This window comes from Pseudoalteromonas sp. PSi26 (genome assembly GCF_054960575.1).
This window is the reverse complement of sequence record NZ_JBHNYT010000001.1, coordinates 221,898-238,128: the sequence shown is the minus strand read 5'-3', so window position 1 is coordinate 238,128 and position 16,231 is coordinate 221,898. Positions and strand designations below refer to the sequence as shown.

10 protein-coding genes are annotated in these 16,231 nt (G+C 37.8%); 5 read left to right on the top strand and 5 right to left on the bottom strand.

The window, feature by feature from the left end:
• Window positions 1-18: 18 nt before the first annotated feature.
• The gene (locus ACFI34_RS01105) at window positions 19-573 is read right to left on the bottom strand and encodes a hypothetical protein (protein WP_462672083.1); all 555 of its coding nucleotides are present in this window, start codon (window positions 571-573) and stop codon (window positions 19-21) included.
• Between ACFI34_RS01105 and ACFI34_RS01100 the strand changes: the two genes are divergently transcribed.
• Both ACFI34_RS01100 and ACFI34_RS01095 read left to right on the top strand, forming a co-directional pair.
• Window positions 568-1,272, top strand: a complete 705-nt coding sequence (locus tag ACFI34_RS01100) for a response regulator (protein ID WP_462672082.1) — start codon at window positions 568-570, stop codon at window positions 1,270-1,272. The genes ACFI34_RS01105 and ACFI34_RS01100 overlap by 6 nt on opposite strands.
• Before the next feature lie 152 nt (window positions 1,273-1,424).
• The gene (locus ACFI34_RS01095; protein ID WP_462672081.1) at window positions 1,425-2,237 is read left to right on the top strand and encodes a ThuA domain-containing protein; all 813 of its coding nucleotides are present in this window, start codon (window positions 1,425-1,427) and stop codon (window positions 2,235-2,237) included.
• Between the two features lie 425 nt (window positions 2,238-2,662).
• Here the strand turns inward: ACFI34_RS01095 and xylA are convergent, their stop codons facing one another.
• Together xylA and xylB are read right to left on the bottom strand one after the other, a co-directional pair.
• Complete coding sequence (xylA, locus tag ACFI34_RS01090; protein WP_462672080.1) at window positions 2,663-3,982, bottom strand: xylose isomerase; 1,320 nt, start codon at window positions 3,980-3,982, stop codon at window positions 2,663-2,665.
• A 30-nt stretch (window positions 3,983-4,012) separates the two neighbouring features.
• The gene (gene xylB / locus ACFI34_RS01085; protein WP_462672079.1) at window positions 4,013-5,470 is read right to left on the bottom strand and encodes a xylulokinase; all 1,458 of its coding nucleotides are present in this window, start codon (window positions 5,468-5,470) and stop codon (window positions 4,013-4,015) included.
• Window positions 5,471-5,937: 467 nt separating this feature from the next.
• Between xylB and ACFI34_RS01080 the strand changes: the two genes are divergently transcribed.
• Window positions 5,938-6,978, top strand: coding sequence for a LacI family DNA-binding transcriptional regulator (locus ACFI34_RS01080; RefSeq protein WP_462672078.1), 1,041 nt, complete (start codon window positions 5,938-5,940; stop codon window positions 6,976-6,978).
• 166 nt (window positions 6,979-7,144) lie between these two features.
• Here ACFI34_RS01080 and ACFI34_RS01075 read toward each other — a convergent pair whose 3' ends face one another.
• Together ACFI34_RS01075 and ACFI34_RS01070 are read right to left on the bottom strand one after the other, a co-directional pair.
• On the bottom strand, window positions 7,145-8,581 hold the full coding sequence (locus ACFI34_RS01075; protein ID WP_462672077.1) for a sugar porter family MFS transporter: 1,437 nt from the start codon (window positions 8,579-8,581) through the stop codon (window positions 7,145-7,147).
• A gap of 27 nt (window positions 8,582-8,608) precedes the next feature.
• Window positions 8,609-11,221: a glycoside hydrolase family 3 C-terminal domain-containing protein gene (locus tag ACFI34_RS01070; RefSeq protein WP_462672076.1), complete on the bottom strand. Its 2,613-nt coding sequence runs from the start codon at window positions 11,219-11,221 to the stop codon at window positions 8,609-8,611.
• A 416-nt stretch (window positions 11,222-11,637) separates the two neighbouring features.
• Here ACFI34_RS01070 and ACFI34_RS01065 point away from each other — a divergent pair, with 416 nt between their 5' ends.
• Window positions 11,638-14,643, top strand: coding sequence for a TonB-dependent receptor (locus ACFI34_RS01065; protein WP_462672075.1), 3,006 nt, complete (start codon window positions 11,638-11,640; stop codon window positions 14,641-14,643).
• A 66-nt stretch (window positions 14,644-14,709) separates the two neighbouring features.
• Window positions 14,710-16,221 (top strand): tryptophan halogenase family protein, encoded by a 1,512-nt coding sequence (locus tag ACFI34_RS01060; protein ID WP_462672074.1) that lies wholly within the window; start codon window positions 14,710-14,712, stop codon window positions 16,219-16,221.
• The last annotated feature ends 10 nt before the right edge of the window (window positions 16,222-16,231 follow it).

Genomic DNA, 16,231 nt, shown 5'->3' with positions numbered 1-16,231 from the left:
TTTAGATGCATTTTAAATTTACTTAATAGTCTGTTTAATATCGTGCATTAAGTGTTGAAGATTTCGCCTATGAGGAAACAATAAAAAGGCAGCACTGGCTAAGCAAAAAGCTTTAAATTTGAAACCTATTTCTCGGTAGTATTCGCTATAACATTCGAGCATTCTGGCTTTTGCTTTAAAGCGAGATGCCACGCCAATATCGTTTTTACAGCGATCTATAATTGTTTGCATCGCATTTAAGCGGTTTTGTCTGTTAGCAGTGGTAGAGCCTGCTCTCATTAAATAACCCATCGATACCTGATTCGAAAACGCCACATTGCCAATACGCGCTAATTTAAGCCAACAATCCCAATCGCTTGCACTTTTGAGTGATTGATCAAACTTACCTATATAACAAATGGCTGATTTTTTCACCACAACAGAGGAGGTACCTATAACGTTTGCAAACAGCAGTAAATCCATTGGTGATTTAAGATTTTGATAGCCTTCAATATTCCAATTTATAAATTTTGCGAACTCAGGCCAATAGGAAAAACAGTCAACAATGGGTTCGTACTGTTCATTAACATGCATGTAATTAGTAACGCGTTTAAGTACACAGTAAATGGTCAAATTAACTTAAACGTAGTGATACAAAATGAACAGCTTGTTTTTGAGGTAAAAGATTCGGGTATTGGTATAGCTAAAAAGCATTTAGATTTAATCTTTAAGCCATTTAGCCAAGTGAATGACAGTATAAACCGTAAAAGTGAAGGGGTTGGATTAGGATTAAGTATTTCAAAAAACTTATTAGGCATAATGGGAGGAGACATAAGAGTAGATAACCAACTGGGTTTAGGTAGTACGTTTACCATTTCAATACCATTTGAAGAGGCCCATGTTAGTCATAATGTAATATATACACAATCGGCACTGACTATTTTAGTCGCTGAAGATAACAAAACAAATCAAGTACTGATCAAGGCGTATTTAGAGAAGCTAAATCATAAAGTGACTTTGGCTAATCATGGGCGTGAAGCGATTGACTTATTTTCGCGTAAAAAGTTTGATTTAGTTTTAATGGATATCATGATGCCTGAAATGGATGGTTTAACAGCAGCAGAATGTATAAGAGATAAATTTGTCAGCGATGTCCCAATTTACGCATTAACCGCAAATGCAGAAAAAGATAATAAAGCGTCGTGCTTTAAGGTGGGTATGAACAAAGTTCTCACAAAGCCGATTAAATTTAAAGAGCTTGAGACTGCTTTGAAAGGGGTATTCCCGCGTTGAAATAATATAATAATCATTTAGGATTTTTAAAAATAAAACATAGGATAAATTAAATTTTACAAATAAAAATAAATTGTATAGTTAGCTAAAGTGTATCACACTAAAAAATCTATTCTTAACTTGCTGTTTGCCCTAAATGTATAAGGAATATTATGTTTTATGTCTTTTATAGAGTTTTGACTTTAAGTTTTTTTATATTAGGTATTTTCATATTAACTGTAACCAAAAGCTATGGGACAGGGTTTGAAACGCTGCCTAAAAAGCAATTCAATGTGCTTTTATTTACAAAAAATGAAGGGTGGCATCATAAGTCTAAAACTAACGCTGTTAAAGCAATCGAAGATTTAGCTAACAAACATTTTTTTAATTTAGTTTGGCACGAAGAAAGCCATTATTTTAATGACGAGTATTTAGCTCATGTTGATGTCGTGATGTTTTTACTAACCACGGGAGATATTTTAAACACTCAAGAGCAAAAAGCATTTGAGCGATTTATAAAATCTGGTAAAGGTTTTGTTGGAGTTCATAGTGCGTCTGATACTGAGTACGATTGGCCTTGGTATCAAAAGTTAGTAGGGCGCTCTTTTAGTATTCACCCAGTTATTCAAACTGCAGTTTTAAGTAAAGTGGCCAATAATAGCTTTATTGGTTTAAATCATATGCCACAGCGAATGTTATGGACTGACGAATGGTACGAATTTGGTCCAGAACTGAGTAAATTAAACTATTTACTAACGGTAGATGAGCAGAGTTATAATCCACATGTTGACTGGGGTAATAATAAAATAGGCAAAGGCATGGGCGCGTTTCATCCAATTTCGTGGTACCACAACTATGACGGTGGCCGCTCATTCTATACAGCTCTTGGACATACAAGCGCGGTTTATAGCAGTGAGTTTTTGACCGAGCATATATATGGCGGTATTTACTGGGCTGCAACAGGGAATGGATTAGAAAAGAAGTAGTCAATTCGCATGTAAAAGGGTGAAATTCTTGTTGCTCTTATATTATCACTGCAGCGTGTTGCCTTTGCACTTTTGGGGCGTTTAATGTGTATACGGTTTTTGAAATACTAGCGTATTATCATGAAACGATTGTTTACGTTCTCAGCTAATGTTTTGCCGATGTATGATAACGCGCTTAGAGGTCTTGGGGCTATTTTTAGTATTTTATAGCTCAAACTCATTGTTTAAATTTGCAGCAAGATTATTACAAACGGCTTCAACGTCATTATCTGTTTTTTTTGGTTTTCAATTGAGTATTAATAATAAACTAATAAGCCAGTTACGGGCTTTATCCGCCCTAAATTGCCAGTTTTGGAAGCTATTGTGAATAATTTTGGTTTGTTAATAGTGATGTTCGCCTCGGCTTGAAAACCGAGGCGATGTCTTTACACGTAGCGGTTAACAATATTTTCAAGCAGTTCTTGGCGACCAGAAACTTGCTTAGGGTCAATATCATTTTCATGAACGAACGTAGCTAGACTTTCCAATGATTGTTCACCATTAAGGATGCTTTGACCTAGCTCTTCTTTCCAACCTGCGTAACGTTTTTCAACAAAGTCAGTAAGTTCGCCGCCTTCAATCATGGCTACGGCATTGAGTAATGCTTTAGCCATTGTATCCATACCACCAATGTGACCGATGAATAAATCATCGCGTTCACACGATTGACGACGAAGTTTAGTATCAAAGTTAAAGCCACCGGTTGTAAAACCACCATTTTTTAAAATTTCATACATGATGAGTGTGCACTCAGCTACATCGTTAGGGAATTGGTCTGTATCCCATCCGTTTTGCATATCACCACGGTTAGCATCAATACTACCCATAATACCTTCAGCGCAAGCAACGGCAATTTCGTGGTGGAAGCTATGACCTGCAAGTGTAGCGTGGTTCGCTTCAATGTTTACTTTAATTTCGTCTTGTAAGCCGTGCTTGTGTAAAAAGCCTGCCACTGTTGCTGTATCGTAATCGTACTGATGTTTAGTGGGCTCTTGTGGTTTTGGCTCAATTAATAATGTGCCTTTAAAGCCAATTTTTTTCTTGTGCTCGACCACCATTTTTAAAAAGCGTGCGTACTGTTCGCTTTCTTGTGCAAGGTCTGTATTTAGAAGTGTATCGTAACCTTCACGGCCCCCCCAAAGTACGTAGTTTTCACCGCCTAAACGATGTGTAATTTCCATTGCATGCTTAACTTGAGCTGCTGCATATGCATACGTATTAGGATTAGGGTTTGTTGCACCACCTGCACAAAAACGTTTGTTTGAGAATAAGTTAGCAGTACCCCAAAGTAATTTTACACCTGTACGCTGCATTTCTTTTTCTATAATGTTTGCTATGTGCGTTACGTTATCGTGACTTTCTTGTAGTGTTTTACCTTCAGGTGCAATATCAACATCATGAAAACAAAAGTAGGGGACGCCTAGCTTTTCGAAAAACTCAAAAGCTACTTTTACTTTTTGTTCCGCAAGTTCTAATTGGTTGCCGACAGGTTGGATCCAAGGACGGTCAAACGTACCCTCGCCAAAAATATCAAACCCTGTAGAACAAAAATTATGCCAATAACACGCTGCAAAACGAAGGTGCTCTTTCATTGTTTTACCAAGAACGACTTTATTTTCGTCGTAGTAACGAAATGCAAATGGGTTTTTAGAGTTTTCACCCTCAAATTTAATTTTTTCAACGTTTGTAAAAAATTGCTCGCTCATATTGTGCTCCATTAATTTTATAATCGTGTATTAAAAGTGTTTTTTTAGACTGTGGTAAAGTGCTTTATATGTTGTGTATTGCTGTGCGTAAAAGTCTTGCATGATTGGATCTGGCTCAATGGTTTGCGTAACTTTGCCGTTAACACACACTTGTTGTGCAGAGAGTTGTGTTACTGCTATTCGGGCAAGTCTTGCTGCGCCAAATGCGGGACCAACTTCTGAGCCTTCTCGGTAAATTAGGGGGCGGTTAAGTACGCTTGCGATGATTTTTCCCCACAGTGGACTTTTAGCACCACCACCAATAACGGTTACATCGTCAATTTGTGCGCCGGCATCAAGCAGTACTTGTTGGCCATCGGCAAAAGCAAACGCAACGCCTTCGAGTACTGCGCGGCCAAGGGCAGCTGCATCTGTATCACTGTCTAAACCAAAAAACACGCCTTTGGCATCGGGGTTATTATGCGGCGTACGTTCGCCAGTTAAATAAGGTAAAAATATCACTGAGCTTGGCTTGCTAAAGTCGCATTTACTTACTTGTTCAAGGAGTGCGCCTTCGTTTTCAAAACCAGTTAATTGAGTAACCCAGGTTAAACAGCTTGCTGCGCTTAACACCACTGACATTTGGTGCCAGGTGTTTTCAATGCAATGACAAAAAGTATGTACAGCACCTTCTGGGTTAGGCAGGTATTTTTCGTTGGCAACAAAGTAAACGCCCGATGTACCTAATGATAAAAACGCTTGTTGTGGCTTTACTACGCCAACACCGGCAGCGCCTGCGGCATTATCGCCACCGCCTGCAACAACAGGTACTTGCTCCATTCCCCATTTAGCAGCAACTTGGGCTGTTAATTTGCCTGTAATTTGTGTGCCTTCAAAAAGGGTAGGCATGTGTTGCTCTGTTAAGCCGCAAGCACTAAGCATTTTTTCAGACCATACTCTTTTTTCTACGTCTAGCCACAATGTGCCTGCTGAGTCAGACATGTCTGATGCAAAATCGCCGGTCATTAAAAAGCGTAGGTAGTCTTTTGGTAATAATACTTTGGCTACTTTTGCAAAATTTTCTGGTTCAAACTCTTTTAACCACACCAATTTAGGTGCAGTAAAACCCGGCATGGCTATGTTGCCGGTAATATTACGAGAATTTGGTTCGCGTTTTTCAAGCTCTACACATTGTGCAGCACTACGCCCGTCGTTCCATAAAATGGCTGGGCGAATAATATTATTGTTTTTATCAAGCAGCGTAGCGCCATGCATTTGCCCAGAAAGGCCCACCGCTTTTACCGACTTTAGTAATGCAGGGTGAGTATTTTTAAGATCCTCGATTGCACTACAGGTAGCAAGCCACCAATCTGTAGGGTTTTGCTCAGAAAAAAGTGGTGCTGGGCGTGAAACGCTTAAAGATCCACTTGCTTGAGCAAGCAAGTGGTCCTGCTCGTCTAAAATAATTACTTTTACACCTGAGGTGCCTAAATCGATACCAAGGAACATAAATGATGTACTTAAATGTTGTTTTAGTGTTAGCGCTAACATAATTGATTTGATATTGTTAAGTCAAGCTAGTTTTTAAACTATGCTTTATAATTAACGTTTAAATTTGTTACATAGTTAGTAATGCATTTTAGAGGTCAAAAAAATAGATTAAGAGAATAAATTTTAAATTATTGGCTAAAGACGATCTAAATTCATTATATTTTCACGGACCTAAAGCTAAACGCCATTAATTTATTCAAAATTACATGTAATATGCTGTTCGGTTTTTTTAAGTGTGTTAATGAAAAGGTATTTGTTGTATTTTTACTGCCTTTGTTGGCGCTAACACCTGTTTTTTATTTTGATTATGTATTAATAGTAATTATTTAAAACACAATGCAAACAATATTAGACTTCGCCGTTATGTAAAATAAAAAATCAAAGTTAATTATAATAACCGATTGATTGTGAGTAGGTAATAAGAAATGGCCGACCTTAAAAGAGCAAGAATAAAAGATGTAGCCGAAAAGGCGGGCGTATCAATGATGACGGTTTCGCGCGTGCTCAACCATGACAAAAAGGTAAGCGACAAAACTCGCGAAAAAGTAATGGCGGTTGTCGAGCAATTAAACTATAGGCCTAATGTGTCGGCTAGGCGCCTTGCTAGCACAAAGTCATTCTTTTTAGGACTGTTGTACGATAACCCAAGTGACTCGTATATAAGCCAGTTTTTATTGGCAGCGCTTAAAAAATGCCGCGCATTGGGCTACCACCTTGTTGTTGACGAAGCGCATAGCGATATTGACAAAACAATTGAATCAGTAAAGCAACTTATTAATGTTACACAGGTAGATGGCATGATTTTGTTGCCTCCTATGTGCGACAACGAACAGGTTTTAGATGTGCTTACTAAGGCACAAGTACCATTTGTAAGAATAACGCCAGATACAAAGTTAAATCGATCTCCTTATATTTGCATGGACGATTACCAAGCAGCGTTTGATGTTACAGAGCATTTAATAAATCAAGGGCATAGCAAAATTGCACATATTATTGGCGACACTAAACAAGGTGTTAGCCGTTTGCGTTACCAAGGTTATTTAGATGCACTGCGTTCTAATAAGATTATAGCGCCTCCTGAGTATATAGAGCAGGGCAGCTTTACTTATCAATCGGGTATGGAAGCGGCAATGAATTTACTTTCGCTTAATGATAAGCCTACAGCTATTTTTGCTGCTAACGATGATATGGCAGCCGCCGTGATTTCAATAGCTCAAAAACAAGGTATTAATATTCCAAGCGAACTGTCGGTTGTTGGCTTTGATGACACGCAACTTGCAACTATAGTGTGGCCAAATATTTCTACGGTAAAACAGCCCATTAATGAAATGGCTGAGCTTGCGATTACTTTACTTGCATCGGGTCAGTATAATGATTTAAGCAATGTAAAAAGCGTAGACTTAAGGCATATTTTAGATTTTGAATTAATTGAAAGAGAGTCAAGTTCAGCCAATAAAAACAACTAAATAAGCGACTATTCAGCGTTATATTGGCGATTTAGAAAAGTTGCTTAAAGTTAGTGTTAATATTTTTTTATGAGGCTCAACCAAAAAGAAGGCGATGCGTCTAATCAATTAACAGAATAGACGCAAAGGGTTTTAGTCCTAAATTAAATAATTCATGACGGTATAATTATACGTTTTCTAGTTTCGTTCCTTTGGTTTCAGTTACTAAATAAATAACAAAAAGTACCGACATAAATGCAAAAAAAGCATAGAGCGAATACGCAAGTGCAAGTCCTCCACCAGCTAGTAGTATCGGAAAGGTCATGGTGACTAAAAAGTTAGCGAGCCATTGAGCAAGCCCTGCAAACCCTAAGCCTAATCCCCTCATGTTATTTGGAAATATCTCGCCGAGCATTACCCACATTACAGGACCCCATGAAAGATTAAAAAAGAATACATATAAGTTGGCCTGTACAAGTGCGGTAAAGCCCCAGTCGCCAAGTTGTAATTGTCCTTGAGGGTCTATCGTGCCGTTAGAAAATGCAACAACTAAACCAACAAGTGAGAAGGTCATGCCTAGTGATCCAATCAGTAAAAATGGCTTTCTGCCTATCTTATCTATAAACGATAAGGTAATAAAACAACCTGCTAGGCTGATTACGCCACTAATTATATTGATAAAAAGCGCATCTGATTCTGAAAAGCCAACTGCTTGCCATAGTACTGCACCGTAGTAAAACACCACATTAATACCTACTAGCTGCTGCAGTATGGCAAGCCCAATTGCAACATAAACTACAGGTTTTAGGTTAAATGTACCTGCCTTAAATAAGTCAGTTATTTTTGTTTTTTCACTGGTATCTACTGACAGCCTAATTTCTTCCCACATTGATTTAGCTTTATTAGCACCAAATAACTGTGATAATGTTTTTAAGCCTGCGTGTTGCTTGTTTTTCATTGCTAAAAAACGCGGACTTTCTGGAATAAAAAATAAAGTGACTAAAAACATAGTTGCAGGAGCTAGCTCTATCCAAAACATCCATCGCCACGTATCAAAGCCTAACCAAAGTACGTCGATTGAGTTACCAGATATTTGTACTAATGAATAGTTACTTAAAAAAGAGAAAAATAGTCCTAGAATAATAGCAATTTGCTGAATAGAAGTAAGCGTACCACGTAAACGTGCTGGGGCAATTTCGCTTATATAAGCAGGTGTTATTATAGAGGCCGCTCCTACTGCTAACCCACCAATTAAGCGGTAAAGTATAAATTCTCCCGACGCCCCTGCAATGCCTGAACCCCATGCACTAATAATAAAAAGAACAGCGGTCGCAAGTAATACTTTTTTACGACCAAAATGGTCAGCACTTTTACCTGCTATTAACGCACCAATAGCACAGCCTAAAAGCATGCTTGCTACATTAAATCCTGTTACTACGCTGTCTGAGTTAAAAGCACCTTTAAGCCCATCAACTGTGCCATTAATTACACCGCTATCAAAGCCAAATAAAAACCCACCAATCGCAGCTACGCACGCGATAAAAAATATACGCATCAAATTTTCATTATTTTCTAATTTAATAGATGCTCCACTGAGTGTGAGATCTGTTTCTGTATTTACCATTTTATATTTCCAAAATTTTAATTATTTTTATAAAACAATGTTAGTCACTGTAAATTTATCTTTTGGTATTTTAATACCCTGTCCAGAGCCTACTGTTACAATTAAACGCCCTTTGTAGGCAACGGCATTGCCTTGCTCATTGATAAAAGAGAGTTTATTTTTAGGAATAGTAAATTTAATTTCGCTTTGCGATTCGTTTTTTACGGTAATGTGTTTAAAGCCCACTAATTGCTTATTTGGTGTTTTTACCGGTGCATCAGGCATAGATATATAAACTTGAACAACATCGTCAGCTGAAAAACTGCTTTGGTTGGCAATTGTTGTTGTTAGGTTTAAGTCTCCTGAGTCTGCGTTTATTGAATAACGTGTGTTTTTGTATTTAAAATCAGCATAACTTAAGCCAAAACCAAACGGGTAAAGTACCTCACCTTCATAGTACTTATAGGTACGGTTTTTCATTGAATAATCTTTGAAATCAGGTAGATCAGATACAGACTTGTAAAATGTAATGGGTAATTTACCTGATGGGCTATAGTCGCCGTAAAGTAGGTTTACTAGCGCACTTCCGGCCGCTTCACCTGGATAGAAACCTTGGATAATTGCGTCAATATTTTCGTTTTCCCAATTTAATGCCATTGCACTACCACTCATATTTACAAGTACGATAGGTTTTCCTGTCTGCTTTAGCTTTTTAAGCAAATTAAGTTGGCTTTTAGGTAAATTAATATTGGTGCGATCACCATGAGAGAATCCGTCTATTTGCAGTGGCATTTCTTCACCTTCAAGATTAGCACTAATGCCTCCTACAAATACAATTACATCCGCTTCATTAGCATTACTGAGTGCTTGTTGTGTAAGCCCTTGAGGGTTTTTCAACCAAGTAAGACTAGCCGTTGGATTAATAACGTTACTATGCCAATAGTGGTTAAATTTAGATTCAGCGTTTAGCTCGTAACTTTGATTTTTTTCAAGTGTTATAGCGCCATTAACACTCTGGCCATTAAGTGTGAAATCAACGTTGTTTGATTTAAAATGATACTCAGCAGTTTCTTGGGGTTTAATGATTCCGGTCCATTTTACAGCAAATTCTTGTTCTATAGAGTTGTCAATAGGAGAGCGCTCCCAGCTAAAATCTAGGTTTTTTTCTATTTGACGCTTTACAGGTTGGCGGTCAAAATTACTTGAAGGATAGTATTGAGCAATTAATCCCGGTTGCATTTGATTATTATGATCTAGATGAAAAAAATGCTTTGCTTCAATAGGCTGGTAATGTGTATAAACTTCACCGGTAATACTTGAGCCTGCAGTATACGTAAGGTTATTTTTGCCTAAACGTTGTTCAAGTGCTAGTTTAGGTGTTATTGGAACTATTGGCATGCCATTGTAGTTGCCTAACAAAATAGCTTCGTTATCAGCATTTGGACCTATAAGGGCTATTTTTTCATTTCCCTTTAATGGTAGTACTTGCTCATTTTTTAAAAGTACTAGTGATTTTTGAGCTGCTTCTTGTGTTAAAGCTAAATGTTTATTAGAGCCTACAACATCTATAGAAGTGTCTGAATATGGTACATTTTCGGGGTTATCAAACATGCCAAGTTTAAAGCGGGCATGCATCAACCGTTTTAAGGCTTTATCAACATCTTTTTCTTCTACCAAACCTTCTTTTACTGCTTGCGTTAAGTAACTGTATGTATTGCCATGGTGGTCACCGCAATTTAAGTCAGTACCGGTTTTAAGCGCCATCGCTGCTGCTTTTGCCTCAGTATTTACGATGTTATGTGACTTTACATCGTAAAAGTCTGCAATAGCACCACAGTCCGATACAATATAGCCATCAAAATTAAATTCATCTCTTAGTTTATTTTGAATTAGCTCATTGTTTCCACATGCTGGCGTACCATTTACGCTATTGTAAGCACACATTACAGATGCCACGTTTGTTTGTGCTATTACATCTTTGAAAGCAGGAAGGTAGGTTTCAGCTAAATCTTTACTTGAAGCCGTGTAATCATCGCTGTGTCTTGAGACTTCAGGACCGCTATGTACTGCATAATGTTTAAGTGTTGCAACTGATTTTAAGTATTGAGCGTTATCACCCTGTAAACCATTGATAAAATTAACTGCAATACGTGTTGTTAAGTATGGGTCTTCACCGTAGGTTTCTTGACCGCGCCCCCAGCGAGGGTCTCTAAAAATATTAATATTTGGCGACCAATATGTTAGCCCTGTGTACATAGAACGGTTATTTTCTTCTAAAAAAGCATGATGTTTAGCTCTGCCCTCATCAGAAATTGCGGTGCCGACTCTTAGCATTAAGTTTTCATCAAATGTAGCAGCTAGGCCAATTGCTTGTGGAAAAACAGTTGCTTTACCTGCCCGTGCAACACCGTGAAGTGCTTCGTTCCACCAATTGTATTCTGGTATGTTTAAACGCTCAATTGCGGGGGATTTATCAAATAGCTGCGCAACTTTTTCTTCTAAGGTAAGACGTGTTACTAGATCATCTACACGTTTATCAATGGAAACTGATTCGTCTAAATAGAGTGGGGTTGTTAGTGTCGATTGTTCATCACTAGCGCAACCTACTAATGAAGCAAGTGCCGTAAGCACAAAAAGGTTTTTTATATTTATGTTAATCATTGTTATCAACTCTTTATTTGTATGTGATAAATATAAATTAACAAAGGGAATTATTAACGTCGTCTAAGTGCAGGCTAAATATGAATTTGAACGTATAGATACACGTATTAACGTATATTTATACATTCATCAAAGAAAAAAATAGTTAATTTTGTTAATATATTGTTTATTTTAAGCTTTCTTTTATAAGCTATTGATTTTCATGGTCAATATATCAAGATGACAGTATTTAAACTCAGCGTCATGTTCAAATAAAAACTAATATTGGCGTTCAAATAGATGTATTTGTGGTTAGTTAGGCGATTTTACCCGCTATTTATCTGATTCTAGCTTTGCATGATAACCACACACACTAAAAGGGTTGAAATTTAAAAAATACGATCAGTACTTTTTGAACTTCAATGAGGGAAATTAAAATGATAAAAAAACAGAACAGTGCATTTAAGCTGTCTATAATTGCATCTGCAATTATTGCAACATCTTTATCTGGCAATCTATACGCAGCTCAAGAAAAAGATAAATCAAAAGAGCAAGATGAAGACATTGAGGTAGTCATAGTCCAGGGAACACGATCAAACTTAATTAATGCACAAAATATGAAACGTGAAGCTGAAACCGTTCTTGATGCTATTTCTGCTAAAGATATTGGTTCATTACCTGATAGAAGCGTTCTTGAAGCAATAGTTCGTTTACCGGGCGTTTCTATTGAACGTTTTGCTGCTGCAAACGACCCAGATCATTACGGTGTTGAAGGCAGTGGTGTTGTTGTTAGGGGATTAACGCATACACGAAGTGAGTTTAATGGGCGTGATACATTTACTGCTGACTCAGGGCGAGGGTTGAGCTTTCAGGATGTACCGCCTGAGTTAATGGGCTCTGTTGAGCTTTTTAAAAACCAATCTGCAGATATGATTGAAGGTGGAATTTCAGGCACGGTTAATTTAGTGACACGAAAACCCTTTGATGCTGAAGGACGTGTGGTTGCTTTTACATTAGATGCTAGTTATAGCGAATTTGCAGACGAAACAACGCCGTCATTTTCTGGCTTATACAGCGATATATTTGATTTAGATGCTGGCAGATTCGGTGTACTCGTTAATTACTCTAACTCCGAGTTAAAAGCGCGATCGGATGGCGCCCAAATAGGTCGGTACGAGCCACAAAACGAGTTAGTTAATGGGCAAGCAATTTTTGCTCCTCGTACAACGCGTTTGACACGAAAAGAAGATGATAGAAAAAGGGAAGGTTTTGCTGGTGCGCTTCAGTTTGAAAACGAAAGCAAAACCCTTTTGGCCACTGCTCAATTTATTCGTTCTGATTCATCGTTAGCATGGACTGAACATGCAATTGAGATGGCGGATGATGCTGTAATTAATGACTTAGTTGCCTTAGAAGGCACTGAGTTTGAAGTAACAGATCAAGGCTTATTTGAATCAGGTTTCATTACATCAAATGCGGGCTGGCGCGGAAACGATGCGCAGCGACAACCATCTGGAGAGTTTGGTGCACAGCATGCCATGGTTACTCGCTTTAGAGAGCAAGATAATTTAGTTGACGATTATGGCTTTAATCTTAAATATCGACCAAACGATTCATGGTCGTTCAACTTTGACGCCCAATACGTTGAATCTACCTCTGAAATTTTTGATTTTTCGATTATGGGAGCAACAAGAGCTGTAGTCGGTATAGAGCAAAACGGTGATGATTTACCCGATATTACATTATTAGACCCAGCCAATAGCGGCGACACTGGCTTTTTCACTGATCCAAATAATTATTTTTGGCGCAGTGCTATGGATCATATATCTGATAACGAAGGTGATGAAGTTGCTTTTGCTGCTGACACAAAATATACATTTGATAGTGGCTTTTTCACTAGTGTTAAAGTAGGCGCTCGTTATGCTAAACGCGACCAAACAACACGTCAATCTACTTATAATTGGGGTTGGTTATCGGAAGCATGGGCTGGCAATGGTAATGCATGGTTTGATGCAGAAGGTGATGAGCTAGGTGCAAGCTTAAATAATAGCTATGAGCAATTTACATTTGATAATTTTGCTAGAGGGGGGGTACTCAATGTTGCATCTGAGGGCGCTTTTTTATTTCCTAGCGAATCATTAGTTAGAGATTACGCTAATGCTGAATCAGCGTTTGCATCTCTGTCGCCAAATTGGCAGCGTTTATCAAGTCGTGGGGACGCAATAGGTAACTTCTTAAATAACGAGATTAATGAAACCTCTGAAATAAATAATGCTTTTTACATCAAGGGTAATTTTGAAGGTGAATTAGGCAGCATGTTTTACAGCGGTAATGTAGGGCTACGTTATGTAAAAATTAAAAATGAAACTGATGGCTTTTTAACGTTTCCAGATACAGTGGGTGACGTTAACGACCCATCAGACCCAGATAACTTTTTACCCCCTGAACAAGCCGCATTTGGTAATGCAGGATTTACAGAACAAACAGCAAGCAGTGAATATACTAATATTTTGCCAAGCTTAAACGTTAAACTTAATCTAAAAGATGATTTAATTTTGCGTTTTGGTTTTTCTGAAGCAATAGCATTACCTGATTTAGGAAACTTGAGAAACTTTGTAAGCATAACACCGGAAGATTTAGTCATTACTTACGATGAAAGCTCAGATGATCGACAAATTATAGACGCACGTTACTCTCGCTATACGGCAAATTCAGGAAATCCTTTTTTGAAACCAATGGAGTCCTATAACTACGATTTAGCACTTGAATGGTATTTTTCTGAGGGAGTGGGGTCACTTACAACATCATTCTTTTATAAAGACATGAGTAACTACTTTATCAATGGCTCAGTGGATAGAGAATTTTCAAATAATGGTGCTACTCAGGTGGTACAAGTAAACGGTGCTACAAATGGTGATGAAGGCTCTGTGCAAGGGGTTGAACTGGCTTACCAGCAGTTTTTTGACTTTTTACCCGGTGCTTTTAGTGGTTTAGGAATGCAGTTTAACTACACCTACATTGAAGAGGAGGGCTCACCAAATTCGAGCTTAGCGCCAGATCAGCCAGATTCATCTCAAGCAGACAATGTTGCTTTTGAGAATTTACCATTAGAGGGATTATCAAAAGATAACTTAAATTTAGTCGCTATGTATGAAAAGGACGGTATTAATGCACGTTTAGCGTACAACTGGCGTTCTGAATACTTATTGACAAGTAAAGACGTTATTACGCAGCTTCCCATTTATAATGAAGCTGGCGGTCAACTTGATGGTTCGGTATTTTATAACATTACTGACTCGTTTCAATTAGGTCTGCAAGCCACTAACCTAACTAACGAGGTTGCTCGAACTTCAATGCAAATAGACAATGATGGCAATCGAGCTTCTCGCTCTTGGTTCGCGAATGAGCGTAGGTTTAGCATTATTTTTAAAGGTAATTTTTAACCCTCTTAATAAAAGCACGCGTTATTTATTCAATTTCGCGTGCTTTGCTTTTTTTAGGTAAACATTATGAATGATGCAAATAATATAAGATCGATTGTTATTGTAGGTGGTGGTTCAGCAGGTTGGATGACCGCCTCTGCGTTAGCGAAGGTAATTGGCTGCGATAATTGTCAAATCACTTTAGTGGAGTCTGCAGACATAGGCACCGTGTCGGTAGGTGAGGCTACAATTCCACAAATTCAATTATTTAATACCATACTTGATATAGATGAATCTGAGTTTATACGTTTTACTAATGCTACGTTTAAATTAGGTATAGAATTTATAGATTGGAAAGAAAAAGGACACCGTTATTTTCACCCATTTGGAAATTATGGCACTAATATGGAGGCACTGCCTTTTCATCATTTTTGGTTGAAAATGCAAAATGAGCCAGCGTTTTCAAACTTATCTAACTACTCACTTGCATCGGTTGGTGCGTACGCAAATAAATTTATGCATCCGTCAACTCAGCAAAATAGCCCATTGGCAGGTATTAATTATGCCTACCATTTTGACGCAACTCTTTATGCTAAATTTCTAAGAAATTATTCTACAAGAAGGGGGGTTAGACGTATTGAGGGTAAGGTTGACGAAGTGATACTCAACCCTGTTTCAGGAATGATTGAGTCGTTAATACTTAACGATAATACAGTATTAAATGGCGATTTATTTATTGATTGCTCTGGTTTTAAGGGCTTGTTAATTGAGCAGGCTCTAAAAACTGGCTACGAGGATTGGACTCATTTATTACCATGTAATAAAGCTATAGCAATGCCTTGTTTATCAAAAAAAACACTTAACCCTTACACTCAATCTACAGCACAAGGCGTTGGTTGGACGTGGCGAATACCATTGCAAAACCGAGTAGGTAATGGGTATGTATATTCAAGTGAATTTATAAGCGATGATAAAGCACACGCTTTACTTTTAAATACAATTGAATCTGAAGCTTTAGCAGACATTAATCAGCTGCAATGGGTTACAGGTATGCGCAAAAAGAGCTGGAATAAAAACTGTATTGCAATTGGTTTATCGGCAGGGTTTGTAGAGCCGCTAGAATCAACTGGTCTGCATTTAATTCAATCAGCGATAGCGAAGTTAATGACATTATTTCCTAGTAAAGATTTTACGCAGTGCGATATCGATTTATTTAATCAGCAAACTGAGACTGAATATCATCGCATACGTGATTTTATTATTTTACATTATAAACTGACAAATAGAGATGACACTGAGTTTTGGCGTTATTGCAAAAACATAGAAATGCCTGATTCGTTGAAGCAAAAAATAGAGATGTTTAGTGAAAACGGGCGTATTTTTAGACATGATAATGAGCTGTTTAACGAAACATCTTGGCTTGCAGTCATGCATGGTCAAGGGATTAAACCTAAAAGCTATCATCCACTCGTTGATAGGCTAACACGAGATGAAATAAAGCGTAGGCTTAAAAATATAGAGTCGGTTATTAGCCGCTCTGCTGATGTTATGCCTGATCATGAGGCGTATATTTTAAAAAACTACACGCCAAATGACTAATTTTAGTGGG

What these genes read in the sequence shown, in the direction of transcription:
- ACFI34_RS01100 (WP_462672082.1), top strand. Translation starts at nt 568, where the DNA reads ATGCATGTAATTAGTAACGCGTTTAAGTACACAGTAAATGGTCAAATT.
- ACFI34_RS01105 (WP_462672083.1), bottom strand. Translation starts at nt 573, where the DNA reads ATGCATGTTAATGAACAGTACGAACCCATTGTTGACTGTTTTTCCTAT.
- ACFI34_RS01095 (WP_462672081.1), top strand. Translation starts at nt 1,425, where the DNA reads ATGTTTTATGTCTTTTATAGAGTTTTGACTTTAAGTTTTTTTATATTA.
- xylA (WP_462672080.1), bottom strand. Translation starts at nt 3,982, where the DNA reads ATGAGCGAGCAATTTTTTACAAACGTTGAAAAAATTAAATTTGAGGGT.
- xylB (WP_462672079.1), bottom strand. Translation starts at nt 5,470, where the DNA reads ATGTTCCTTGGTATCGATTTAGGCACCTCAGGTGTAAAAGTAATTATT.
- ACFI34_RS01080 (WP_462672078.1), top strand. Translation starts at nt 5,938, where the DNA reads ATGGCCGACCTTAAAAGAGCAAGAATAAAAGATGTAGCCGAAAAGGCG.
- ACFI34_RS01075 (WP_462672077.1), bottom strand. Translation starts at nt 8,581, where the DNA reads ATGGTAAATACAGAAACAGATCTCACACTCAGTGGAGCATCTATTAAA.
- ACFI34_RS01070 (WP_462672076.1), bottom strand. Translation starts at nt 11,221, where the DNA reads ATGATTAACATAAATATAAAAAACCTTTTTGTGCTTACGGCACTTGCT.
- ACFI34_RS01065 (WP_462672075.1), top strand. Translation starts at nt 11,638, where the DNA reads ATGATAAAAAAACAGAACAGTGCATTTAAGCTGTCTATAATTGCATCT.
- ACFI34_RS01060 (WP_462672074.1), top strand. Translation starts at nt 14,710, where the DNA reads ATGAATGATGCAAATAATATAAGATCGATTGTTATTGTAGGTGGTGGT.